Consider the following 21,672-nt stretch of genomic DNA (forward strand, 5'->3'; position numbering starts at 1 on the left):
ATGAATTTTACTTCAGTTAGTCACTCTTCAAGACTTGATATTTTTTTGCATCCGAAGATGCTGGATATCGTCTTGTGGAGTGCCCACACAGATTGTCTGATAAATTGTTAAAGAGCAGTAAGTTAGGCGCTTTCGCTTGCTAACTCGAGGTGGCGTATATTACGCTTTCCTCTTTCAGAGTCAACCCTAATTTTCAGGATTTTTTCTCTGCGACCCCCGGATACTCTGTGAAGTTGTTCACATGTTCCGTGTCGATGGAGGCGCATTATAGGGAGCCGGTTCAGAATGACAAGCGTTAATATGCATTTTTTATCTGACCGCTCACTATTCATTCGTAACGCCTATTAAACCCGCTTTTTGATGGCTGCCGGCAGGTCCGCCAGGCTGTTTAGCACCCAATCGGCCAGCTTTTCGCCCTGCTCCGTCACCGGCTTGCCGGTACGCACCAGCACCTTGGTGCCGACGCCGGCCGCGATCGCCGCCTGCATGTCTTCCGGTTTATCGCCCACCATATAAGAAGCGGCCATATCGATGTTCAATTCCTGCTGCGCTTGCAGCAACATGCCCGGCTGCGGCTTACGGCAGTCGCACACCTGGCGATACTCTTCTACTGCCGCCTCCGGATGATGCGGGCAGAAATAGATGCCGTCGAAGTCGACGTCGCGATCCGCCAGCGACCAGTCCATCCACTCGGTCAGGTACATAAACTGGTCTTCGCTGAACTTCCCGCGCGCAATGCCGGACTGGTTGGTCACCATCACCAGCGCGAAGCCCATCTTTTTGAGCTCGCGACAGGCGTCGATCACGCCGTCGATAAAGTGGAAGTTGTCGATTTCATGGACATAGCCATGGTCAACATTAATCGTGCCGTCACGATCGAGAAAAATTGCTGGAACGCTTTGTGTCACCGCTTTGCTCCTGAGGGCCTGTATACGCTAACAGTATCGCATGTTTTACCCCACGCTGAGAACGCCGGAGAACGTCGTTGGTCGTTGACTTAGACGTCTAGACGCCTTAACATCTGAGGCATACCTTGGTTCCACGCCGAGGTTTACTTTTATCTAGCCACGGGCAACCACGCTAAAATAAGAAGAATATGATTAAACTTTCTAACATCACTAAAGTGTTCCAGCAGGGTTCGCGCACCATTACCGCGCTCTCTGACGTGACCCTTCACGTTCCTGCCGGGCAAATCTATGGCGTCATCGGTTCCTCCGGCGCCGGTAAAAGCACGCTGATCCGCTGCGCCAACATGCTTGAGCGCCCCACCTCCGGCCAGGTGCTGGTCGATGGCCAGGATCTGACGTCTCTGTCAGAAAGCGAACTGACGCGCGCCCGTCGCCAAATCGGCATGATCTTCCAGCACTTTAACCTGCTCTCTTCCCGTACGGTGTTCGGCAACGTGGCGTTGCCGCTGGAGCTGGACAATACGCCGCGCGCCGAGATCAAAAAGCGCGTGACCGAACTGCTGGAACTGGTCGGCCTGGCGGACAAGCACGACGCCTACCCGGCCAACCTGTCCGGCGGCCAGAAACAGCGTGTGGCGATCGCGCGCGCGCTGGCCAGCAACCCTAAAGTGCTGCTGTGCGACGAGGCCACCAGCGCGCTGGATCCGGCCACCACCCGTTCCATCCTGGAACTGCTGAAAGACATCAACCGCCGTCTGGGCCTGACCATTCTGCTCATCACCCATGAAATGGACGTGGTGAAACGCATCTGCGACCAGGTCGCGGTCATCAGCCAGGGGCAGCTGATCGAAAAAGACAGCGTCAGCGAAGTGTTCTCGCACCCGAAAACACCGCTAGCCCAACAGTTCATTCAGTCCACGCTGCATCTGGATATCCCGGACGACTACGCCGCGCGCCTGTCGCCGGAGCGTCAGGGCGACCGTCAGCCGCTGCTGCGCCTGGAGTTCACCGGTCAGTCGGTCGATGCGCCGCTGCTGTCTGAAGCCGCTCGCCGCTTCAACGTGAACAACAACATTATCAGCGCCCAGATGGATTATGCCGGCGGCGTGAAATTCGGCGTGATGCTGGCGGAGCTGCACGGCAGCGACGAAGACGCGCTGGCAACGATTAAGTTCCTGCAAGAAAATCAGGTAAAAGTAGAGGTTCTGGGTTATGTCTGAGGCAATGATGTGGTTGATGGCGCGTGGCGTGTGGGAAACCGTCATGATGACCTTTGTCTCCGGCTTTTTCGGTTTCGTGCTCGGCCTGCCGGTCGGCGTGCTGCTGTATGTCACCCGCCCTGGGCAGATCATCGCCAACAATTCGCTGTATAAGATCCTGTCCGGGCTGGTGAACATCTTCCGTTCCATCCCGTTCATTATCCTGTTGGTTTGGATGATTCCGTTTACCCGCATGATCGTCGGCACCTCGATCGGTCTGCAAGCGGCGATCGTGCCGCTGACCGTCGGCGCCGCGCCGTTCATCGCGCGCATGGTGGAAAACGCCCTGCTGGAGATCCCGTCCGGTCTGGTGGAAGCGGCGCGCGCCATGGGCGCCACGCCGATGCAGATCATCAAGAAAGTGCTGCTGCCGGAGGCCCTGCCGGGCCTGGTCAACGCCGCGACCATCACCCTGATCACCCTGGTGGGCTACTCCGCCATGGGCGGCGCGGTCGGCGCCGGCGGCCTGGGCCAAATCGGTTACCAATACGGTTATATCGGTTATAACGCCACAGTTATGAATACCGTATTAGTATTACTGGTAGTTTTGGTTTATCTGATCCAATTCTGCGGCGATCGCATCGTCAAAGCCGTTACCCATAAATAGTTTCACAGCATATTAATGCGAGTCTAATAATGAGGAAGGGATATGTCGTTAACATTTAAATCCATCGCGACAATTGGCGCACTGATCGGCACTCTGGCTCTGGCGGGCTGCGGCCAGGATGAAAAGAATCCAAACCACATCAAGGTCGGCGTGATCGTCGGCGCTGAACAGCAAGTGGCCGAAGTGGCGCAGAAAGTGGCGAAAGAGAAATACGGTCTGGACGTTGAGCTGGTCACCTTCAACGACTACGTGCTGCCTAACGAAGCGCTGAGCAAAGGCGATATCGATCTGAACGCCTTCCAGCACAAACCGTATCTGGATCAGCAAATCAAAGATCGCGGCTACAAGCTGGTGCCGGTCGGCAACACCTTTGTTTACCCGATCGCCGGTTACTCCAAGAAAATCAAATCGCTGGACGAACTGAAAGAGGGTTCTCAGATCGCACTGCCGAACGATCCGACCAACCTGGGCCGTTCGCTGCTGCTGCTGCAGAAAGTCGGTCTGATTAAACTGAAAGACGGCGTTGGCTTGCTGCCGACCGTACTGGACGTGACCGAGAACCCGAAAAACCTGAAGCTGGTTGAGCTGGAAGCCCCTCAGCTGCCGCGCTCTCTGGACGATCAGCAGATCGCGCTGGCGGTGATCAACACCACCTATGCCAGCCAGATCGGCCTGACGCCGGCGAAAGACGGTTTGTTTGTGGAAGATAAAGACTCGCCTTACGTCAACCTGCTGGTTGCGCGCGAAGATAATAAAGACGCGGAAAACGTGAAGAAATTCGTTCAGGCCTACCAGTCTGACGAAGTGGACGCCGCCGCCAACAAAATCTTCAACGGCGGTGCCGTGAAAGGCTGGTAAGCGCTTATTCACCAATTTTATTCCTATAATTGCAAGACGGGCCAAGGCCCGTCTTGTTATTTCCGCCATAGATTGCTTCAATAGCGCCACTTTCATTAAGGCAGAGGAATCTCAATGCGTGTTTTACCTCTCTGTTTGTTAGCGCTCGCGCTGGCCGGATGTTCATCGCAACGTATCGCGCCATCCTCAACAAACAGCACCAGCAAGCCGACCACGACCGCCCCGGCCAAGACCACGCCGGCCGCCCGCCCCGCTCCGGTAAAACTGTATAAAAGTGCAGAAGAACTCGTGGGTAAACCATTCCGCGATCTGGGTGAAGTGTCCGGCGAATCGTGCCAAACCACCGTACAAGACTCCCCACCGAATCTGGCTACCGCCCGTAAACGCATGCAAATCCGTGCGTCTTACATGAAGGCCAACGCCGTGCTGCTGCACGACTGCCAGATTGTCAGCGGCGTCGCCGGTTGTTACCAGCAGGCCGTTTGCCAGGGCTCGGCGCTTAACGTCTCGTCTAAATGACCGAATTCGTTTTCGAGCAGATCGGCGTGATCCGCTCGCCGTATAAAGAGAAATTCGCCGTGCCCCGCCAACCGGGGCTGGTCGAAGACGGTGGCGGCGAACTGCTGCTGCTGCCGCCTTACAACCAGGCGGAAGCGGTTCGCGGTCTCAGCGATTTCAGCCATCTGTGGGTGATGTTCATTTTCCATCAAACCATGGAAGGCGGCTGGCGCCCGACGGTACGCCCACCGCGTTTAGGCGGCAATGCCCGCATGGGCGTGTTCGCCACCCGCTCCACCTTCCGCCCCAATCCGCTCGGCATGTCGCTCATTGAGCTCAAAGGCGTACGGGTGAAAAACGGGGAAGTGGCGCTGGAACTGGGCAGCCTCGATCTGGTCGACGGTACCCCGGTGGTGGACATCAAGCCTTATCTGCCGTTCGCCGAGAGCCAACCGCAGGCCCGCGCCGGCTTTGCCCAGGCCGCGCCCGCCGGCGATATGCCGGTGCGTTTCGCGCCGCAGGCGGAACAGCAGCTGCAGCAACATCAGGCGCGCTACCCGCAATTAAGGCGTTTTATCAGCCAGGTGCTGGCACAGGACCCCCGTCCCGCCTATCGTAAAGGAGAGGACGTCGAACGGGATTACGCCGTCTGGCTGCTGGATTTCAACGTGCGCTGGCGCGTCGTGGACGGCCACACCGAAGTGCTGTCGCTCGACCCGCGTTAAAATTCCGCCGCCTCTCTTTTGGCGACCCGCTCGCGCTGGTAAACTAAATCACTTTTTGGCCGCCACTCTGGCAGCCCGATGCAATTTGCAGTTCTAACGGAACCAAAACACCATGCGTACTAGCCAATATCTGCTCTCCACTCTGAAGGAGACACCTGCCGACGCCGAAGTGATCAGCCACCAGCTGATGCTGCGCGCCGGGATGATCCGCAAGCTGGCCTCCGGTCTTTACACCTGGCTGCCGACCGGCCTGCGCGTTCTGAAAAAGGTTGAAAACATCGTTCGCGAAGAAATGAACAATGCTAACGCGATCGAAGTGTCCATGCCGGTGGTTCAGCCTGCCGACCTGTGGCAGGAAAGCGGCCGTTGGGAGCAATACGGCCCCGAGCTGCTGCGCTTCGTCGACCGCGGCGACCGTCCTTTCGTGCTGGGCCCGACGCATGAAGAAGTGATCACCGATCTGATCCGCAACGAGATCAGCTCGTACAAGCAGCTGCCGCTGAACTTCTTCCAGATCCAGACCAAGTTCCGTGATGAAGTGCGCCCACGTTTCGGCGTGATGCGTTCCCGTGAGTTCCTGATGAAGGATGCCTACTCCTTCCATACCTCGCAGGAGTCTCTGCAGGAGACTTACGACGCGATGTACGAAGCGTACAGCAAAATCTTCAGCCGCATGGGCCTGGATTTCCGCCCGGTGCAGGCCGATACCGGCTCGATCGGCGGCAGTGCGTCGCACGAATTCCAGGTGCTGGCAGACAGCGGTGAAGACGATATCGTGTTCTCCACCGGTTCCGACTTCGCCGCCAACATCGAGCTGGCGGAAGCGGTCGCTCCGGCAGCGCCGCGCGCGGCGGCCAGCGAAGAGCTGCGCCTGGTGGATACGCCAAACGCCAAAACCATCGCCGAGCTGGTGGAGCAATTCCAGCTGCCGGTGGAAAAAACCGTGAAGACGCTGATGGTGCGCGCCACCGAAGAGAGCGGCCATAAACTGGTCGCCCTGCTGGTGCGCGGCGATCACGAGCTGAACGAAATCAAGGCCGAGAAGCTGGCGCAGGTTGCCGCGCCGCTGACCTTCGCCACTGAAGAAGAGATCCGCGCCATCGTCGGCGCCGGCCCGGGTTCCCTCGGCCCGGTCAAGCTGCAGATGCCGGTGGTTGCCGACCGCAGCGTAGCGGCGATGAGCGACTTTGGCGCCGGCGCCAACGTTGACGGCAAACACTACTTCGGCATCAACTGGGAGCGGGATCTGCCGCTGCCGCAGGTGGCCGACATCCGTAACGTGGTGGAAGGTGACGCCAGCCCGGACGGTCAGGGCACGCTGCTGATCAAACGCGGCATCGAAGTGGGCCATATCTTCCAGCTCGGCACCAAGTATTCGGAAGCGATGAAAGCGACCGTACAGGGTGAAGACGGCCGCAACCAGGTGCTTACCATGGGTTGCTACGGCATCGGGGTGACGCGCGTCGTGGCCGCTGCCATCGAGCAGAACCACGACGAACGCGGCATTATCTGGCCAGACGCCATCGCGCCGTTCCAGGTCGCTATTCTGCCGATGAACATGCACAAGTCGTTCCGCGTGCAGGCGCTGGCCGAAGAGCTGTACAACACCCTGCGCTCCCACGGCATCGACGTAATCCTCGATGACCGCAAAGAGCGCCCGGGCGTGATGTTCGCGGATATGGAGCTGATCGGCGTGCCGCACTCTATCGTTATCGGCGACCGTAACCTCGACAACGAAGAGATCGAGTACAAAAACCGCCGCGTCGGCGAGAAGCACATGATCAAAACCGGTGAAATCGTTGATTTCCTGCTGGGCCAGATCAAACGCTGAACACCGAGCGTCAGCGAATAAAAAACCCGCCTAGGCGGGTTTTTTTATGTCCATGGGGACAGGGGAAGTTAGTTGTTGCTGCAGCTTTTACTGCGGTCGAACGCGATTTTACCGTCCGGCACCACCGCCTTCTCTATCTGCCCCTCTTCCATCGACGGCTGCACGCTGAAGTGCGCGTTGAAAGTCAGAAACACCGGCTCACCGGCATTCTTATTGGCTTTGGCATAACCTTGCTCCAGCGCGATGTTGTTATCCACCGGGAACGTGATGCCGGTGGCGCAATCTTTGAACACCGCCGCGTCGGCCATATAGGTGTAGCTGCCTTTCATCACCATCGGCGTTTTAGGCAATGGCTTCTCGACCGGCTCCAGACGATAATTCAGCTTGGAGGCGATCGGCGCGCCGCTGCGATCCAGCATCTCAAGACTCTTGCCCACCGGGCGGAAGTAGCGTTTTTCCCCGGTGCTGTCAGTCAGCACCAGCTTATCCGCGGTGCGCGCCCATTTGCCATAGTCGGCGAAGGTCTGATCGCCGTCTTTGGTGCCGCGATAAGTTTCCTGCAGCACAAAGGTGCCGTCCTCATCCAGGAACAGCGCCGTATCCAGCCCGCCGCAATCGGCGCAAGGCAACAGCCCTTGATAACTCTGCGGCATCGCCTGCAGCGGTTGTTCCTTCGGTTGATAATGATTGTTGCATCCCAACAACGAGAGTGCGCCTGCCGCCAAGAACAGGGCTACCGTAATTTTCTTCACAGTTATTCTCCTACTGTGTTCATGTATTCCTAAGTGCGAACCTTGCCACGCAGCGCCTTGGTGGCGCCCTTACGCGCCTTGCCTTCCAAACGGCGCAATTTTGCCCCTTTGGTCGGCTTGGTCGCCTTGCGCATTTTTTCCACCACCATCGCCTGCTGAATCAGCGCGGCCAATCTGGCCAACGCCGCTTCGCGATTCAATTCCTGACTGCGATACTCTTGCGCCTTGATAATCACTACGCCATCAGCGGTAATGAGATGATGATTCAGCGCCAGCAGCCTTTCCTTATAATACTCTGGCAGGCTGGATGCCCGGATGTCAAAGCGCAAATGGATCGCCGTTGAGGTTTTGTTCACGTGCTGGCCACCCGCGCCCTGCGCGCGGATCGCCGTCAATTCCAGCTCATTATCCGGTATGGCTACGTTTCTTGACAGTTCCAGCACCGGTCACACCTGTGCCTGCTGCCACTCGGCAAACTGGATTTCCAGACTATTCTGAGCATCAGACAGCCAAATAGTTCCCTCCTGCAGCGTTGCCTGCAGCGTCATGGTGCGGCTGGCCAGCGCCGTCAGGCGCGCCAGCTGTTCGTCATCGAGGAAGCGCACGCTCAGGTTCTTGTAGCCGGCCACTTTTCCCTGCATCGCCTGCCACCAAACGTGCGCGGCGCGCTCGCCGTAAGCGTACAAGACCACGCGCGGCGACTGGTTGCAGGCCTTGCGGATGCGTTTCTCGTCGGGCAATCCCATCTCGATCCACATTTCCAACCCGTTGTGGTCGTTGCGCTGCCAGATCTCCGGCTCGTCGTCGGCGCTCAGTCCTTTGGTGAACACCAGCCGCTCGTCGGCGTGACAGATCCAGGCCAACAGGCGCAGCATCATGCGCTGCTCATTTTCGGAAGGGTGTTGCGCCAGCGTCAGCGTGGCGTCGTGGTAGAAGTGACGATCCATATCAGCAATATTGACCGCGGCTTTATAAATGGTTGCTTTCAGCGCCATGGGTGACCTCATTATTATCCGGCGACAGTGTACTTGATCAGGGCCAAACCCCGCCAGCGCGGCCAGGCTGCGGCAGTGCGAAAGGCGTGCCGGGGTGCTGATAACTCCATAACAGCTGTGCTATAGTCGTCTAGGATAGGATAAAACTCCGAGAGCCTGCGCCTCATCGCGATAGTAGTCTTGATGATGCAGAGGTTCTTAAGGGAGGAAACTGTGCAACAATACTGTGAGTTAGTACGCCGTACTTACGCCGAGATTGGCAGTGGAGATCTTGGCTACGTGCCTGATGCGCTGGCTTGTGCGTTGAAGGCATTGGACGATGTCGCAGCGAACCACGCGCTACCGTCCTCCGTTAGGGAACAGGCGGCCTTTGCCGCCGCTAACTTATTGGTGAGCGACTATGTTGATGAATGATGAGTACCAACCCATCAATTGCGATGACTACGACAACCTGGAACTCGCCTGTCAGCATAAACTTATTCTGAAGCTGGAGTTACGCGACGGAGAAGTGATCGAGGCCAAGGCGATCGACCTGCTGCAAAAGAAACGCGTTGAGTATCTGACCATCGAACAGAACGGCCAGCAGCGCGACCTGCGTCTGGACCATATCAGCAGTTTCAGTCATCCGGAAATCGGTACCGTGGTCGTCAGTCTGTCGGACTGAGCAGCGGTAACCCCATCCCAACAGGGCAGCCCAACGGCTGCCCTCGTCATTTAGGGCTTCAGGCTGGCGTAATAAGCCGCCAGATCGGCGATATCGTCATCCGACAATCCCGACACATAGGCTTTCATCACCTCGGCCTGGCCGCCGTTGCGTTCCCCTTTCTTGTACGCCTGCAACGCGTGCTGCAGGTACATGGCGTTCTGCCCGGCCAGATTCGGGTACATCGGCACCGTCACCTTGCCCTGCGCGCCGTGGCAGGCCGCGCACGCGGCGGCTTTGGCCTGACCGGCGGCCGCATCCCCCGCCGCCAATGCCGGCAGGCTGAACAGGCCGGCGGCCAACAGCGCGATTTCCACAAACTTCATCATTGCTCCTCACGATTATGATTTTTTTCCCAGCGCAGCCGCCACGGGCGTTCGCCTTCCGGCACCTGCCCCGCCTCACAGACGAATACGCCCAGCGCGGCGATCAGCTGCTCATCATAATAAATCAACGGGATGCGTTCACGCTGCCAGGGAGGAATACCCAGCTCCTGCCACAGTTTTTTTATCGGCCGCGAATGGGCGCGCCCCACGATGCGCACCGCGCCCTGTACACCGCCGAAACGAATGCTAATCTGCTGCGATGGCAGCGGCGCGCGCAGCGCCAGATCGCCCTCACCGGCAACCAACTGCCCCAGCCCGTCCGGCAACGTCAGCGGCTGGTCAGGCTGCCAGGGCAGATGCACATCGCGCAGCGCCGCCAGCGGCGGCAACAGGTGCAATCGGCCTCGGAAACGGCGGATCTGATAGGCGCCGAGCTGCAGCTGCGGTTCGGCATCTTCCCGGCTGAGCGCCACCTCATCCCACAGACGCTGCAACTGCTCACGCGCCGGCATGGTAACGTTGAACAATGCGATCCAGCGCCGCAACAGAGCGAAGCGCCGCACCGGCGAACAGGCCGTCAAACCGTCGATCGCCAATGAGCGATCCGCCGCCAACAGGCTTTGCAGCGGTTCCGCCAGCAGCTCGTCCAACAATTGTTCCTGTTCGGCGCACAGGCTGGCGCTACGCGCCACCGCCGAGGCGAAGTGCGGCCAACGTTGATTGAGCTGCGGCAACACCTGCAACCGCAGGAAATTGCGATCGAAGCGCGTGTCCTGATTGCTGTCGTCGTCTATCCAGGCCAAACCGTGGCGTTGCGCGTAATTTTCCAGCGTTTGACGCGAGCAGCCCAGCAGCGGCCGCAACAGCAGGTGCTCGCCCAGCGTGGCGCGCGCCGCCATCGCCGACAACCCCGCCGGCCCGCTGCCGCGCTTGAGCGCCAACAGGAAAGTTTCGCTTTGATCGTCAAGGTGTTGGGCGGTGAGCAGCGCTTCGCCCTCCGCCAATGCTGCACTGAAAGCGGCATAGCGCGCCGCCCGCGCCGCCGCTTCGATGCCGCCCTGGCGGGCATCCACCTGCACGTGCGTCACCGTCAGCGGGATCCGCCACTCGGCACACCGGCTGCGGCAATGCTCAACCCAACGGTCGGCAAAGGCGCTCAGGCCATGATGCACGTGCAGCGCGCGCAGCTGCAGCGCCGGACGTTGGCGGCCCAACGCCGCCAGCAGATGCAGCAGCACGCTGGAATCCAGGCCGCCGCTGAACGCCACCAGCAGCCGCTGCTGCGCGCCCAGCTGGTCCGCCACCTGCGTCGTTAATTGATCAGTATCCATCGGTAGGCTTTGTCACTTCTACATAGCTGCACGTTAACCCCGCCTACCGCCATCAATCAAGCATTAACCGTCCGGGCCTGGCGTCGCGTCAGCAGCCACCAGCCGCCCAGCACCGCGATCACCGCCAGCGCACATCCGGCCGCTCCCCAGCCGATCTGGGCGAAAATGCGGCCATACGTCTGCATCGCCGCCCCTTCGATGTGATCCTCGGCGGTCTGATTGGCGATAATGCCCGCCAGATAGTTGGCGATCGAACCGGTCGCCAACATATAGATGCCGGTCAACACGCCGGTGGCGCCGGGGATATTCAGCCGGGTGATCTGCGCCATCGCCACCGGATCGATAAACAGTTCGGCAAAGCCCATCACCGCCAAACCGGCGATCATCAGCCCCATCGATCCCGGCCCGTGCAGCCGCGTATTGAGCGCCATCAGCGTAAAGCCGACGCCGATCAACAGCAGACCGAAGGCGAACTTGCACCAGATGCGCAGCGTGCGGTCGCCATCGCCGCTCGCCAGCCAGGCCAGCGCCACGCCGCCCAGCATCACCGCGCAGGCGTTAACCGACTGGAACAGCGCGGTCGGCACCGTCCAGCCGAACCAGCGCCGGTCAACGAAATGATCGATAAACAGGCTGATGGAGCTGCCGCCCTGCTGGGCAAAAGCCCAGAACAGCGTGCCCAGCAGCATCAGTACGATGATCTGCCACAGCCCCCGCCGCTGGCCGGCGTCCGCGCGCAGCATAATGCGCGCCACCAGCGCCACCGCCGCCACGCACACCAACCCGAGCAAATAGCCGGCCCAGCCGCGTTCAAACAGCAGCGTGAAGAACAGCGGCGACGCCAGCAACGCCGCCAGCAGCCATCCCCAGTGCGGCAGGCCCAGGCTCCTGGCGCGCATCAGCGGTGCATTCACGCCGCGCGTGTGGCGGAAATGGCGTCCGCCCAGCAGAAAAATCACCAGACCGGCGAACATGCCGATCCCGGCCAACGCAAAGCCGACGTGCCAGCCATAGCGCTCGGCCGCCAACCCGCAGGCGATCGGCGCCAGAATAGATCCAACGTTGCCGGCGGCGTACAGCAGCGAGAAGCCCCCTTCGCGGCGCGAGTCCTGCGCCGGATACAGTTCGCCCAGCAGGCAGCTGATATTGGATTTGAACAGGCCGTAGCCGCAGATGATGATCGCCAGCGCCAGATAAAGCGACTGGGTGGAGACCGCGCTCAGGCCGAGCACGATATGTCCCAGGGTCATCAGCGCCGCGCCGGCGATCACCGCGACGCGGTTGCCCAGCAGGCGGTCGGCGAGCCAGCCGCCAAGAATAGGAGTGACGTAAACTAACGAAGCGTAAGCGCTGTAGAGATCGATGGCGTGGCTGTCGGTATAGCCGAGTTGGTGGGTCAGATAGAGGATCAATAACGCACGCATGCCGTAAAAGCTGAAATATTCCCAAATTTGTATCGCTACGACATAGTAGATTGCGCGCGGCTGTGAGGGTGTTTTCATGGTGGTCTCCCATCAGTCGGTGAACGACAAAGGGGAAGCGCGAGCGCCTCCCCTCTTATTGGCTGCGGTTATTTCGCCTTCAGCACTTTCACCCGATAACGTCCGTCCGCCTGACGATAGGCGCCGTGAATGTCGGTTTCAAAGCCCGGATAATGCGCGCCGATTTCGCACAGCATCTGCAGGAATTCCAGCACCGGCCGGCTCTCTTCGGTCAGCATCTCGCCCGGCATCACCAGCGGCACGCCCGGCGGGTATGGGAGGATCATGTTGGCGTTGACCTTACCGACCATCTCTTCCAGATAGACCTCTTCCACTTCGCCGTGCAGCTCTTTCTGGAACGCCTGGTACGGATTCATCACCATGGTTGGCAGCACTTCGAACGCGCGGTACATCAGGTCCGGCAGGTTGTGTTGCTCCACCAGGCGGTGAATGTTCTGCGCCAGATCCTGAATGCGCATGTTTTCATAGAAATCAGGCGCTTCCTGATACAGCGAAGGCAGCATGTTTTTCACCCGCAGGTTCAGGTCGAACGAGCGTTTGAAGTCGGTCATCGCGCGCAGCAGGCTGAGCGCCTTGGTTTTATCGATGCCGATGCTGAACAGGAACAGCAGGTTGTAAGGCCCGGTTTTCTCGACGATGATGCCGCGTTCGTCGAGGTATTTCGCCACGATGCTGGCCGGGATGCCGAACGGCTGCATCTCGCCTTCCTTGCTCATCCCCGGGGTCAGGATAGTGACCTTGATCGGGTCCAGATACATGTGTTCGTTGTCGATGTTCTTGAAACCGTGCCAGGCGCTGTCGGAGCGCAGCGGCCAGCATTCCGGCTCATCGATATGCTCCGGCTGCCAGACGTCGAAGAACCAGCCGTCGGACTCGACTTTCAGGCGTTTGATCTCTTTGCGGAACTTGATCGCGCGCTCGATAGAGCCGTTGATCAGGCGCTTGCCGGCGTTGCCTTTCATCATCGCCGCGGCGGTTTCGGTCGACGCCACGATGCCGTAGTGCGGCGAAGTGGTGGTGTGCATCATGTAGGCTTCGTTGAAGGTCTCTTCGTTGATATCGCCCTTCACATGAATCATCGAAGCCTGCGAGAAGGCCGCCAGCAGTTTGTGGGTGGACTGGGTTTCGTAGATCACCTTGCCCTCCACGCGGCCGCCGCTCATGCCGCACTTGCCTTTATAGATCGGATGGAAGTTGGTGTAAGGCACCCAGGCGGAGTCGAAATGGATCGACTTCACGTCCAGAGTGTTCTTGATAAAGTCGGTGTTGTACAGCAGGCCGTCATAGGTGGAGTTGGTGATCACCGCATGCACCGGCCAGGTGGCGTTCGGGGTCTCCTTCACGCGTTTGGCGATGGTGGCGCGCTGGAACTCGCTCTGCGGAATGCCGCCGAGGATGCCGTAGGCGTTGCGGGTCGGGCGGAAGTAGATCGGCGTGATGTCGCTCATCATCATCAGGTGAGTCAGCGACTTGTGGCAGTTACGGTCAATCAGCACCGTGCTGCCCGCCGGCGCCGAATACATGCCGACGATCTTGTTGGCGGTGGAGGTGCCGTTGGTCACCATGTAGCTGCGCTCGGCGTTGAACACGCGGGAAATGTACTCTTCCGCCTCTTTGTGCGGGCCGGAGTGATCCAGCAGCGACCCAAGCTCGGACACCGAAATCGAAATATCCGACTTCATGGTGTTCGGGCCGAAGAAATCGTAGAACAGGCTGCCCACCGGGCTTTTCTGGAACGCAGTGCCGCCCATGTGGCCCGGCGTACAGAAGGTATATTTGCCTTCGCGCACGTATTTGAACAGCGCCTTGGTCAACGGCGGCAGGATGGTGTCGATATACTCGTCGGTGTTCTGTTTGATCTTGGCGGCGATGTCGGTTGCCGCGCCGAGCGCATATTCGAAGAAGCGCACCTGCATGCGCAGATCGTTCAGGCTGACGTCCAACGTCGAATAGGTGTTGGCGAATGCGTACAGCGGCATGTATTCGTTCAGCTGGCTGATCTCTTCGCACAGCTCCAGATTGTATTTGTCCCAGTCGAAGATCACCCCGCACAGACGGGCGTTGTTCTCGATCAGTTTCAGCAGGTCTTCGCGATCGTTAGGGTAAACGATGCGGAAATCCAGACTTTCCAGCGCCTGATGCAGTTCACGGATAGGCTCTTCTTTGAAGTAGACACCCATGTGATTCATGATGGCGATAACGTTCATATGCATTTCTCCTGGCAAAGCAAGCCCCTTCCCGTCGCGGCTGACAGGTCGGAAAGAAAGGGGCTGGGTAAATTCAGTCGGTCAGCGGACGCGAATCAGTGCGCTTTGGCCGTGGTGTTTTCATCGACCGCCGCTGCATTGGCAGCCTGGCGGGTATTCATTTTCCGGGCGTAGAACATCAGGATAATCAGGCTGATGATAAAGGTGCCGGACAGTTCGAAAGAGTTGGCGCCCATCAGCGCGATGAAGCAGAAGCCGCAGCCGCACACCGAAGCGATCAGGCTCAGCAGGTTGCGCACGTTGACCCCTTCGAAGCGAATCAGGTCTACGCAGGAGTAGAAGTAAGGCAGCATGGTCAGCAGCACCGCGATGCCGGTCAGCTCGCCGAACAGATCGGAAGCCTTGCCGCCGGCGGAACTCATCAGGGTGATCAGCACCATCAGCGCGGTCATTTTGCAGCTCGCGAGCAGCAGGCCTTTTTTCGGAATGCCGTTTTTATCCAGCTCGCCGTACACTTTCGGGAAGTTGCCGTCGTTGGCGGCGCGCACCCCGGCCTGGCCGACCAGCATCATCCATGACCCGAGCGAGGTCAGGCAGGCAAAGGCGGTGAACGCGGAAACCATCGGAGCCGCCCAGTTGCCCATAATCGCCGAGGCGCTGATGGCGAACGGCGCGCCGCTGGCGGCCATTTCAGACGCCGGGAACATGCCGCTGATCACCTGGGTGGCGGCGATGTAGATGATGCCCGCCAAACCGGTGCCAAGCATGGTCGCCAGCGGCACGGTGCGTTTCGGGTTTTTCACCATGCCGGTGCTGACCGCCGCGGATTCCACGCCGATGAACGCCCACAGGCACAGCAGAATACTTTTGATGACCGCATGGCTGTCGGTGGTGCCGGAGGTATTCCAGTTAGCCTGGTAGGTGGCGGCGTCAAACCAGTGCCAGCCGAGGGTGGCGGTTACGATCACCGGGATCAGCACCAGCACCAGGCCCAGGGTGGTCAAGCGGCTGACCCAGGTCCCGCCCAGCATGTTGACGAAGGTGAAGATCCACACGATGGCGATACAGGCGATGCCGGCAGGCACCGGGTTGTTCAACGCCGGGAAGAAGGTGGAGAGATAAGAAACGGCGGTAATGCCGATGGCCAGGTTGCCGATCCAGTTGGCATGGTAATAAAGCACGCCGGTCTGGAAGCCGAACGCCGGGGAAATTTCACCGGCGTAGGCGATAGGGCCGCCCTGCTGCGGATTTTTGGTCGCGAGGCGGGCGTACACGTAGGCCAGCGACATCGCCCCGATAATCGAGATCACCCATCCCCAAATGGCGATGGATCCGAGACTCGCCAGGTTGGCGGGCAATAAGGCAATCCCGCTCCCCATCATATTACCGGCGACTACGCCGGTGCAGGCAATAAGCCCTATCTTCTTGGGTGAAGCCATGGTCAGTTTCTCCTGATTTACGTTTCTTATAAGCCACACCCATAAATAAAAGATTTTAATGAGCCGGCTTGATAGTCAGGATGCTAACCATCGGCAGAAATAAAGTCCTAAAGATAAAGTGAGATTACGCTCATGATCATACAAATGATAATCTGAGGTTTTTGATTAACACATCAAGATAAAAAGGTAAGCTAAAGAAAAGATAAACATCGTTAAAAAACAGGATAATAACCAGGTTAATCACGAATAACAAACGGCTGAAAAGGAACGACATTGCGCAGCAAAATAACACAATGGCGCAACATGTCTTCACCAATAAATAACGCCGCCGGAATTCCCTGAGAATAATGGCGGCGTGGTTCTGGTGAATTATTGGCGCTGATAGTTATTTAAATAAGGCACCACGTTGGTCAATGACGTCTGGAATACGCCATTGGTGATCCAATGCAAGGTATCTTCACCGGGGCGCAGGTTGAACGCGGTAATATAAGAATCCGCCGCCAAATGATTCTGCCCCTGCATTTCATACACTTTGCCCAGCAGCACATAATTCAGCCACGACATTTGCAACTCAATCCCCAGCTCGATCGCCCGGTGCGCATCGTCAATGCGTCCCTGCGCCAGCGCATCAACCGCCAGAACTTGCTGCACGATCGGCGTATTTTTCAATTCGGGGATCGTCGCCAGATGGCTGATATCGGCGCGCAATTGCGCCAGCCCCTGGCTGTCGAACGGTTGATAAGAGTTGCGCAGCACATCCACCAGCGCTTTTTCCGCCAGCAGGTAGTGGAAATTAGGCGCGCTTTTAATCAGCTCGCTCAGCTGCGCGCTGGCGCGAGTCAACGAATCGGCGTCGCCGTGGATCAACAATTGATGCGCCTGGTAGAAGCGCTGCAGCAGCGGCCCGTTGTCCGGCAGCAGCTGTGCCAGACGCTGTTCCAGCTGCGGCGGCCAGGGCTGTTTCAGCGCGGCGGACAGGCTGGCAAGGAAGTCGCTTTGGATCTTCAGCTGGTTATCGGCGGTAATGAAGTAACGCTTGTCCAACATGATTGAGCTGTCGGCGTTATCCACCAGCCGTACGGACAGGAAACACTGCTGGGCGCGGTAGTGGCGCTGATTAACGAACTCGATATACAGCGACTTGCCGGAGTTGCTGGGGCCGGAATAGTTGTAATTGGTTTGGTCGTGCACCAGGAAGGTCGAGTAGGTGTTGAGCGAATCGGTGATCAGCTCGCTGACGCCCACCACATAGGAGAGCTGCGGCATCCAGTTGCTGCAGCTCTCGCCGCCCTGAATGCGGATATCGATATCGCGCGGGTTAAGCAGCACCGGCATGGTCGATACCGGCACGCGTTGCGACAACGTGGCGATGCCGACAAACGCCACGCAGACGCTGAGCGCCGCCAGAAACGCCAGCCACACCCAGAACGTCGAGCGGCGATAAAAGCGCGGCTGCTTTTCGCCGGGCGCGGCAACCGGCGTTCGGGTCCGGCTCGGCGGCACGTACGGCGTATCGTCTTCATCATCGCTGCCGTCTTCCGGCTCATGCATGATCACCGCAATCTGCGGCGCCGGCGCAGGGGCGGGCTGCGACTCCCCGTCTTCACACCAGATCACCGAAGCCGCCAACTTATACCCGCGCTTAGGCACGGTGATAATGTATTCCGGACTGTCGCTGTCGCCGTCTTTCAGGTATTTGCGCAGTTCTGAAATGCATTGGGTCACCACGTGATTAGTGACGATATTGCGCTTCCAAACGCTATCGATCAGCTCGTCGCGGCTCAACACCACATCGGGGTGCCGGGCGAAATAGCACAGCATGTCGATCAGGCGCGGTTCCAGCGTTTTCTGGCGGCCGTCACGGCTGATGGTGTTGTCGGCAGGGGTAACCAGCCACTCCCCGACGCGAAAAGCAGGCTCTTGCATGGCGGAAATAACTCTGTAGGCATGTGGGGCAAGGGCGCGATCATAGCATAATCGCCCCCGGCTGTGGCCGCCGGGAGGCGATTAAGCCGTTAACTCTCGTATAATTCTAACGGTAAACCATCGGGATCGCTGAAAAAGGTAAAACGAGATTGAGTATAAGGATCGACGCGTACCGGTTCGCAGGCGACGCCGGCCGCCTGCAGATGGGCGATGGCTTGGTCTATATCGTCAACGCTGAACGCCAGATGGCGCAGGCCGCAAGCCTCCGGGCGGCTGACGCGGGCCGGCGGCGAAGGGAAAGAAAACAGCTCGAGGGTGTATTGCCCGTTGAGCGCCAGATCCGCTTTCCAGGAGTCACGCTCCTCGCGGTAAACTTCACTCAGCAGGGTAAAGCCGAGAATGTCGCAATAGAAATGCTTACTGGCGGTGTAGTCCGCGCCAATGATCGCGATGTGATGCACCTGACGTAATGCCAGCATAGAAACCCTCTCCTGTTCATTCTGATGGTGCACGGTATCCGGCGGCGATGAGGCCGTCAATGAGGAAGCCCGGCGCATCTTTCCAAACCGCCGGGCGCATTATGGCCTTATGGCTGCGGGGCTTTCAGCACCTTCACCAGATAGCGTCCGTCCTCCGTCAGCTTGGCGCCGTGGATATCGGTTTCAAAACCGGGATAGCGCTCGCCGATCGAGCACAGCATCAGCAGGAAATCGAGCACCGCCCGGCTCTCTTCGGTGATCATTTCCCCCGGCATCACCAGCGGCACGCCCGGCGGATAAGGCAGGATCATATTGGCCGCCACTTTGCCCACCAACTGATCCAGCTCGCAGGTTTCCACATTGCCGCGCACCTGCTCCTGGAACATCTGGTGCGGCGTCAGCTTCATTTCCGGCAGCACGTCAAACGCCCGCTGCATCAGGCGCGGCAGATCGTGTTGGCAGATCAGGCGATGAATACCGGCGGCCAGATCCTGGATGCGCATGTGGCGATAGAAATCCGGATCCTCGGCGTACAGATCCGGCAGCATGTTCTTCACCCGCAGGTTGAGATCGTAGGCGCGCTTGAAGTCGGTCAGGCCGCGCAGCAGGCTCATCGCCTTGGTTTTATCGATGCCGATGCTGAACAGGAACAGCAGGTTGTACGGCCCGGTCTTCTCCACCACGATGCCGCGCTCGTCGAGGTACTTCGCCACCAGCGCCGCCGGGATCCCCTCTTCCTCCAGCGCCCCCAGCTCATTCATGCCCGGCGTCAGGATCGTCACCTTGATCGGATCGAGATACATATGATCGCGATCGGTCTGGCCGAAACCGTGCCAGTTATCGTCCGGATCCAGCGGCCAGCACTGCGCTTCATCGATCTCTTCCGGCTGCCAGATATCGAAGAACCAGCTGTCGCTTTCCTCGCGCAGCCGCTGCACTTCACGGCGAAAATGCAGCGCGCGCTCCACCGAACGGTTGATCAAGCGGCGCCCCGGATTGCCGCGCAGCATGGCGGCGGCGGTTTCCATCGACGCCACGATGCCGTAGTGCGGCGAAGTGGTGGTGTGCATCATGTAGGCTTCGTTGAAGGTGCTCTCGTCGTAGTCGCCCTTGATATGAATCATCGAGGCCTGCGAGAAGGCCGCCAGCAGCTTGTGGGTGGATTGGGTTTCGTAGAAAACCTTACCGGGCACCCGATCGCCGCTCATGCCGCTCTTGCCGTCGTAAATCGGGTGGAAGTTGGTGTAAGGCACCCAGGCGGAGTCGAAGTGGATCGACGGCACCTCCAGCGTCTGCTTGATGTAGTCGGTGTTGTACAGCAGGCCGTCATAGGTGGAATTGGTGATCACCGCATGCACCGGCCAGGTGGCGTTCGGGGTCTCCTGCACCCGGGCGGCGATGCTGGCGCGGGTAAACTCGCGCTGCGGAATGCCGCCGAGGATGCCGTAGGCGTTGCGCAGCGGGCGCAGATAGATCGGCACGATATCGCTCATCATCAGCAGGTGGCACAGCGATTTGTGGCAGTTGCGGTCGATCAGCACCGTGCTGCCCGCCGGCGCTGAATACATGCCGACGATCTTGTTGGCGGTGGAGGTGCCGTTGGTGACCAGATAGCTCTGCTCGGCATTGAAGGTGCGCGCGATGTACTCTTCGGCCTCCAGATGCGGGCCGGTGTGATCCAGCAGCGACCCGAGCTCGGTGACCGAAATCGAGATGTCGGCCTTCAGGGTATTGGCGCCGAAGAAGTCATAGAACAGGCAGCCCACCGGGCTTTTCTGGAACGCGGTGCCGGCCATGTGGCCCGGCGTGCAAAAGGTGTACTTTCCTTCGCGCACGTAGTTGAACAGCGCCTTGGTCAGCGGCGGCGTAATGGTGTCGATGTATTCCGCCGTGTATTGCTGGATGCGCTGCGCGATATCGTCCGCCGCATTCAGGCCATACTCGAAGAAATAGAGCACCATGCGCATTTCATGCAGGCTGACGTCGAAGGTGGAGTGGGTATTGATAAAGGCGTACAGCGGCAGGTATTCGTTCAGCTCGTTGATCTCGCTGCACAGCTCCAGGCTGTAATCGTCCCAGTCGAAGATCACGCCGCAGATGCGGGCATTGGCTTCGATCAGCTTCAGCAGGTCACCGCTGTTTTTGGGGTATACCAGCTGGAATCCCATCGCGCCCAGCGCCGCGTGGAGCTCGCGGATCGGCTCATCTTTGTAGTAGACGCCCGTCGGGCCCATGATGGCGATGATATTCATCGGCAGCTCCTGTCAGTTAACGGCCAAGTCTCTATAACACCACGAAAATCCGGCGGTGTGTAGCCAAAAAAAAACCGCCCGAAGGCGGTTTATTACCGTGAAGATCGCAACTCAGCAGTAGCCGTAGTTCATCAGACGCTGGTAACGGCGGTTGAGCAACTCTTCGTCGTTCAGGCCATCCAGATCTTTCAGATCGGCCAGCAGCTGCGCTTTCAGCGCGGCGGCCATCGCCGGCACGTCGCGGTGCGCGGAACCCAGCGGCTCCGGGATCACCGAGTCGATCAGCTTCAGCTCTTTCAGACGCGGCGCGGTGATGCCCATCGCTTCCGCGGCCAGCGGCGCCTTGTCGGCGCTCTTCCACAGGATGGAGGCGCAGCCTTCCGGCGAAATCACCGAGTAGGTGCTGTACTGCAGCATGTTCACCTTGTCGCCCACGCCGATCGCCAGCGCGCCGCCCGAGCCGCCTTCACCGATGACGGTGCAGATGACCGGTACGTTCAGGCGCGACATCTCACGCAGGTTGCGCGCGATGGCTTCCGACTGGCCGCGTTCTTCCGCGCCCACGCCCGGATAAGCGCCCGGGGTATCGATAAAGGTGATGATCGGCATTTTGAAGCGGGCGGCCATTTCCATCAGGCGCAGCGCCTTGCGGTAGCCTTCCGGCGCCGGCATGCCGAAGTTGCGGCGGATCTTCTCTTTGGTCTCACGGCCTTTTTGGTGCCCGATGATCATCACCGGGCGGCCATCCAGACGCGCAATCCCCCCGACGATCGCTTTGTCGTCGGCGTAAGCGCGATCGCCCGCCAACTCTTCGAAGTCGGTAAAGATGTGTTTGATATAATCCAGGGTATAAGGACGGCGCGGGTGGCGTGCCAATTGGGCAATCTGCCAGGCCCCAAGATCGGCAAAAATCTTGCGCGTCAGCTCAACGCTCTTTTCACGCAGGCGCTGAACCTCTTCGTCCAGATTAATATCTAATTTTTCGTCTTGACGGCTGACTGCAGTCAGCGAGTCAATTTTCGCTTCCAGCTCTGCAATCGGCTGTTCAAAATCAAGAAAATTCAGACTCATAGC

Annotated in this window: 21 protein-coding genes; 8 read left to right on the top strand and 13 right to left on the bottom strand. The window is 59.0% G+C overall.

Annotated elements, in window-relative coordinates; genetic code table 11:
* Positions 1–344: 344 nt before the first annotated feature.
* Positions 345–908 carry a D-glycero-beta-D-manno-heptose 1,7-bisphosphate 7-phosphatase gene (gmhB, locus tag ACJ8IP_RS21185; protein ID WP_025304009.1) on the bottom strand — a complete coding sequence of 188 codons (564 nt, stop codon included), beginning with the start codon at positions 906–908 and terminating at the stop codon, positions 345–347.
* A 188-nt stretch (positions 909–1,096) separates the two neighbouring features.
* Here gmhB and metN point away from each other — a divergent pair, with 188 nt between their 5' ends.
* The 6 genes from metN to proS all read left to right on the top strand — a co-directional run bounded on the left by metN (position 1,097) and on the right by proS (position 6,686).
* Complete coding sequence (metN, locus tag ACJ8IP_RS21190; protein ID WP_004932012.1) at positions 1,097–2,128, top strand: methionine ABC transporter ATP-binding protein MetN; 1,032 nt, start codon at positions 1,097–1,099, stop codon at positions 2,126–2,128.
* On the top strand, positions 2,121–2,774 hold the full coding sequence (locus ACJ8IP_RS21195; RefSeq protein ID WP_004932010.1) for a methionine ABC transporter permease MetI: 654 nt from the start codon (positions 2,121–2,123) through the stop codon (positions 2,772–2,774). The genes metN and ACJ8IP_RS21195 overlap by 8 nt, the downstream gene beginning before the upstream one ends.
* A 42-nt stretch (positions 2,775–2,816) precedes the next feature.
* Entirely contained in the window at positions 2,817–3,632 is an 816-nt protein-coding gene (locus tag ACJ8IP_RS21200) for a MetQ/NlpA family lipoprotein (RefSeq protein ID WP_033644900.1), read from the top strand.
* Positions 3,633–3,746: 114 nt separating this feature from the next.
* On the top strand, positions 3,747–4,151 hold the full coding sequence (rcsF, locus tag ACJ8IP_RS21205; RefSeq protein ID WP_025304011.1) for an Rcs stress response system protein RcsF: 405 nt from the start codon (positions 3,747–3,749) through the stop codon (positions 4,149–4,151).
* A complete protein-coding gene (gene tsaA / locus ACJ8IP_RS21210) occupies positions 4,148–4,855 on the top strand; it encodes a tRNA (N6-threonylcarbamoyladenosine(37)-N6)-methyltransferase TrmO (protein WP_033644898.1) in 708 nt (235 codons plus the stop codon). The genes rcsF and tsaA overlap by 4 nt, the downstream gene beginning before the upstream one ends.
* 112 nt (positions 4,856–4,967) lie before the next feature.
* Positions 4,968–6,686, top strand: a complete 1,719-nt coding sequence (proS, locus tag ACJ8IP_RS21215) for a proline--tRNA ligase (protein ID WP_108681825.1) — start codon at positions 4,968–4,970, stop codon at positions 6,684–6,686.
* Positions 6,687–6,754: 68 nt separating this feature from the next.
* Here proS and nlpE read toward each other — a convergent pair whose 3' ends face one another.
* The 3 genes from nlpE to ACJ8IP_RS21230 are packed head-to-tail and all read right to left on the bottom strand — an operon-like array spanning position 6,755 to position 8,433.
* Complete coding sequence (gene nlpE / locus ACJ8IP_RS21220) at positions 6,755–7,438, bottom strand: envelope stress response activation lipoprotein NlpE (protein ID WP_033644894.1); 684 nt, start codon at positions 7,436–7,438, stop codon at positions 6,755–6,757.
* Positions 7,439–7,467: 29 nt separating this feature from the next.
* Positions 7,468–7,881, bottom strand: a complete 414-nt coding sequence (gene arfB, locus ACJ8IP_RS21225; protein ID WP_047026596.1) for an alternative ribosome rescue aminoacyl-tRNA hydrolase ArfB — start codon at positions 7,879–7,881, stop codon at positions 7,468–7,470.
* Between the two features lie 3 nt (positions 7,882–7,884).
* Positions 7,885–8,433, bottom strand: a complete 549-nt coding sequence (locus ACJ8IP_RS21230) for a YaeQ family protein (protein ID WP_033644891.1) — start codon at positions 8,431–8,433, stop codon at positions 7,885–7,887.
* Positions 8,434–8,646: 213 nt separating this feature from the next.
* Here ACJ8IP_RS21230 and ACJ8IP_RS21235 point away from each other — a divergent pair, with 213 nt between their 5' ends.
* Positions 8,647–8,847 carry a YaeP family protein gene (locus ACJ8IP_RS21235; protein WP_033652508.1) on the top strand — a complete coding sequence of 67 codons (201 nt, stop codon included), beginning with the start codon at positions 8,647–8,649 and terminating at the stop codon, positions 8,845–8,847.
* On the top strand, positions 8,834–9,097 hold the full coding sequence (gene rof / locus ACJ8IP_RS21240; RefSeq protein WP_004931991.1) for a Rho-binding antiterminator: 264 nt from the start codon (positions 8,834–8,836) through the stop codon (positions 9,095–9,097). The genes ACJ8IP_RS21235 and rof overlap by 14 nt, the downstream gene beginning before the upstream one ends.
* 50 nt (positions 9,098–9,147) lie before the next feature.
* On the opposite strand, the gene ACJ8IP_RS21245 is transcribed toward rof, so the two are convergent.
* The 9 genes from ACJ8IP_RS21245 to accA all read right to left on the bottom strand — a co-directional run bounded on the left by ACJ8IP_RS21245 (position 9,148) and on the right by accA (position 21,669).
* A complete protein-coding gene (locus tag ACJ8IP_RS21245; RefSeq protein ID WP_025304017.1) occupies positions 9,148–9,462 on the bottom strand; it encodes a c-type cytochrome in 315 nt (104 codons plus the stop codon).
* Positions 9,462–10,793, bottom strand: a complete 1,332-nt coding sequence (gene tilS / locus ACJ8IP_RS21250) for a tRNA lysidine(34) synthetase TilS (protein WP_164107326.1) — start codon at positions 10,791–10,793, stop codon at positions 9,462–9,464. The genes ACJ8IP_RS21245 and tilS overlap by 1 nt, the downstream gene beginning before the upstream one ends.
* Before the next feature lie 56 nt (positions 10,794–10,849).
* Entirely contained in the window at positions 10,850–12,295 is a 1,446-nt protein-coding gene (gene dtpD / locus ACJ8IP_RS21255) for a dipeptide permease DtpD (RefSeq protein ID WP_164107328.1), read from the bottom strand.
* Positions 12,296–12,363: 68 nt separating this feature from the next.
* Positions 12,364–14,502: a lysine decarboxylase CadA gene (gene cadA, locus ACJ8IP_RS21260; protein WP_033635725.1), complete on the bottom strand. Its 2,139-nt coding sequence runs from the start codon at positions 14,500–14,502 to the stop codon at positions 12,364–12,366.
* A 95-nt stretch (positions 14,503–14,597) separates the two neighbouring features.
* Complete coding sequence (cadB, locus tag ACJ8IP_RS21265) at positions 14,598–15,941, bottom strand: cadaverine/lysine antiporter (protein ID WP_033644886.1); 1,344 nt, start codon at positions 15,939–15,941, stop codon at positions 14,598–14,600.
* Positions 15,942–16,310: 369 nt separating this feature from the next.
* Positions 16,311–17,867: a lysine decarboxylation/transport transcriptional activator CadC gene (gene cadC / locus ACJ8IP_RS21270; RefSeq protein WP_033644885.1), complete on the bottom strand. Its 1,557-nt coding sequence runs from the start codon at positions 17,865–17,867 to the stop codon at positions 16,311–16,313.
* Between the two features lie 89 nt (positions 17,868–17,956).
* The gene (locus ACJ8IP_RS21275) at positions 17,957–18,346 is read right to left on the bottom strand and encodes a VOC family protein (RefSeq protein WP_033644884.1); all 390 of its coding nucleotides are present in this window, start codon (positions 18,344–18,346) and stop codon (positions 17,957–17,959) included.
* A gap of 107 nt (positions 18,347–18,453) precedes the next feature.
* Entirely contained in the window at positions 18,454–20,598 is a 2,145-nt protein-coding gene (locus ACJ8IP_RS21280; protein WP_042785262.1) for a lysine decarboxylase LdcC, read from the bottom strand.
* 111 nt (positions 20,599–20,709) lie between these two features.
* Positions 20,710–21,669 carry an acetyl-CoA carboxylase carboxyl transferase subunit alpha gene (gene accA / locus ACJ8IP_RS21285; protein ID WP_004931972.1) on the bottom strand — a complete coding sequence of 320 codons (960 nt, stop codon included), beginning with the start codon at positions 21,667–21,669 and terminating at the stop codon, positions 20,710–20,712.
* Positions 21,670–21,672: the final 3 nt, after the last annotated feature.

It is taken from the genome of Serratia sp. CY52157, assembly GCF_052168495.1.
In the GTDB taxonomy this organism is placed as follows: domain Bacteria; phylum Pseudomonadota; class Gammaproteobacteria; order Enterobacterales; family Enterobacteriaceae; genus Serratia; species Serratia ureilytica.

Coding starts and splice junctions, on each gene's coding strand:
- metN (WP_004932012.1), top strand. CDS start 1,097: ATGATTAAACTTTCTAACATCACTAAAGTGTTCCAGCAGGGTTCGCGC.
- ACJ8IP_RS21195 (WP_004932010.1), top strand. CDS start 2,121: ATGTCTGAGGCAATGATGTGGTTGATGGCGCGTGGCGTGTGGGAAACC.
- ACJ8IP_RS21200 (WP_033644900.1), top strand. CDS start 2,817: ATGTCGTTAACATTTAAATCCATCGCGACAATTGGCGCACTGATCGGC.
- rcsF (WP_025304011.1), top strand. CDS start 3,747: ATGCGTGTTTTACCTCTCTGTTTGTTAGCGCTCGCGCTGGCCGGATGT.
- tsaA (WP_033644898.1), top strand. CDS start 4,148: ATGACCGAATTCGTTTTCGAGCAGATCGGCGTGATCCGCTCGCCGTAT.
- proS (WP_108681825.1), top strand. CDS start 4,968: ATGCGTACTAGCCAATATCTGCTCTCCACTCTGAAGGAGACACCTGCC.
- ACJ8IP_RS21230 (WP_033644891.1), bottom strand. CDS start 8,433: ATGGCGCTGAAAGCAACCATTTATAAAGCCGCGGTCAATATTGCTGAT.
- rof (WP_004931991.1), top strand. CDS start 8,834: ATGTTGATGAATGATGAGTACCAACCCATCAATTGCGATGACTACGAC.
- ACJ8IP_RS21245 (WP_025304017.1), bottom strand. CDS start 9,462: ATGAAGTTTGTGGAAATCGCGCTGTTGGCCGCCGGCCTGTTCAGCCTG.
- tilS (WP_164107326.1), bottom strand. CDS start 10,793: ATGGATACTGATCAATTAACGACGCAGGTGGCGGACCAGCTGGGCGCG.
- dtpD (WP_164107328.1), bottom strand. CDS start 12,295: ATGAAAACACCCTCACAGCCGCGCGCAATCTACTATGTCGTAGCGATA.
- cadA (WP_033635725.1), bottom strand. CDS start 14,502: ATGAACGTTATCGCCATCATGAATCACATGGGTGTCTACTTCAAAGAA.
- cadB (WP_033644886.1), bottom strand. CDS start 15,941: ATGGCTTCACCCAAGAAGATAGGGCTTATTGCCTGCACCGGCGTAGTC.
- cadC (WP_033644885.1), bottom strand. CDS start 17,867: ATGCAAGAGCCTGCTTTTCGCGTCGGGGAGTGGCTGGTTACCCCTGCC.
- ACJ8IP_RS21275 (WP_033644884.1), bottom strand. CDS start 18,346: ATGCTGGCATTACGTCAGGTGCATCACATCGCGATCATTGGCGCGGAC.
- ACJ8IP_RS21280 (WP_042785262.1), bottom strand. CDS start 20,598: ATGAATATCATCGCCATCATGGGCCCGACGGGCGTCTACTACAAAGAT.
- accA (WP_004931972.1), bottom strand. CDS start 21,669: ATGAGTCTGAATTTTCTTGATTTTGAACAGCCGATTGCAGAGCTGGAA.